Here is a 1550-nt window from a genome sequence, read left to right on the forward strand (position 1 = left end):
CGCACCGCGCCGTGGCAGGCCATGGTCGACAGCAGCTCGTTTTGCGCCCGCTGAATGACCGTGCTGGCATCAATCTGGGCCAGCTCGGCCAGCACGCTGCGCGCCAGCTCCACCGCATCGCCCAGCGCAAGGCTGGTCGGCACGGCGCGCACCGCCAGGGTGCGGGGCGAAAACGGCGTGATCTCCAGCCCCAGCGTGGCCAAGGTGGCCACGCTGGCTTCGGCCGTCGCCACTTCCTGCGGGCTGGCGGCAAAGGTGGCCGGAATCAGCAGCGGCTGGCTGGTAATGTGGTGGCTCGCGTCAATCTGGGTTTTCAGCCGCTCGTACACGATGCGCTCGTGGGCTGCGTGCATGTCCACGATGACCAGGCCCTGCGCGTTTTCGGCCAGCACGTAAATGCCCTGCAGCTGGGCAATGGCGCGGCCCAGCGGCCAGCTGTCAGCAGGTGAGAGCTTGGCTTCAGCGGCGGGCGCGGCAGCCGTCTGCGTGGGCCACATCGCGTCGAAGTCAGAGGCGTGGTGACCGCGGCTTGCTACAAAATTGATAGCTGGCTGCGCCCATTCTGATGGGGCAAACGGCCTATTTGACGCCAAAAAGCTATCGGAAAGCTCATCCGGCGGGGCTGGCGGCGGTGTGGCGAGCGGGCTGGCCGCGCCGGGCAGGGCCGAGCGCGGCGCGGCCAGCGCGTTTTCGGCCGCGTGCCGCACCGCCTGGTGCACCTCGCGGCTGTCGCGAAAGCGCACCTCGATCTTGGTCGGGTGAACATTCACGTCAACCCGCGCCGGCGCAATGTCGATGTACAGCGCATACACCGGCTGGCGGTGACCGTGCAGCACGTCTTCGTAGGCGCTGCGGGCGGCGTGCGTCAGTACCTTGTCGCGCACATAGCGGCCATTGACATAGGCAAACTGCTGGTCGGCGCGCGAACGGGCGGCATCCGGAATGCCGGCGCGGCCCCACACCCGCACGGCGGGCTGGCCGTCGGCGCGGCGGGCGGCGCTTTCATAGTGCACGGCCACCGACTGCGCCACAAACTCCCCGCCCAGCACATCGGCCAGGCGCTGATCCTGCGCCTGCGCGCCGCTGCAGGCGCGCCATTGCTCCACCAGCTTGCCTTCATGCCAGATGGCAAAACCGACATCGGGCCGCACCAGCGCGTGGCGGCGCACCGCCTCGATGCAGTGCGCCAGTTCGGTGGCGTCGGTCTTTAAAAATTTGCGGCGCGCCGGGGTGGCATAAAACAGCTCGCGCACCTCGACGCTGGTGCCGCGTGCACGCGCCGCCGGCTGCAGCTCGCCGGTGCGGCCATCGAGTTGCCAGGCGTGCTCGGCGTCATCGGTGCGCGACAGCAGGCTCATGTCGGCAATCGAATTGATGGCGGCCAGCGCCTCGCCCCGAAAACCCATGGTGCCCACGGCCTCCAGGTCTTGCAGCGAGGCAATCTTGCTGGTGGCGTGGCGGCGCAGCGCAATCGGCAGTTCCTCGCGTGCGATGCCCTGGCCGTCGTCTTCCACCGCAATCAGCCGCACACCGCCCGCCAGCAGGCGCAC

Annotated in this window: 1 protein-coding gene; it reads right to left on the bottom strand. The window is 68.7% G+C overall.

Annotated features, from left to right (window positions below; translation table 11 throughout):
- Nucleotides 1-1550, bottom strand: a 1550-nt coding sequence (gene mutL / locus RMO23_RS12220) for a DNA mismatch repair endonuclease MutL (protein ID WP_309681845.1), incomplete at both ends; no start/stop codon positions are given.

Source organism: Polaromonas sp. (assembly GCF_031411155.1).
Lineage (GTDB): Bacteria > Pseudomonadota > Gammaproteobacteria > Burkholderiales > Burkholderiaceae_C > Polaromonas.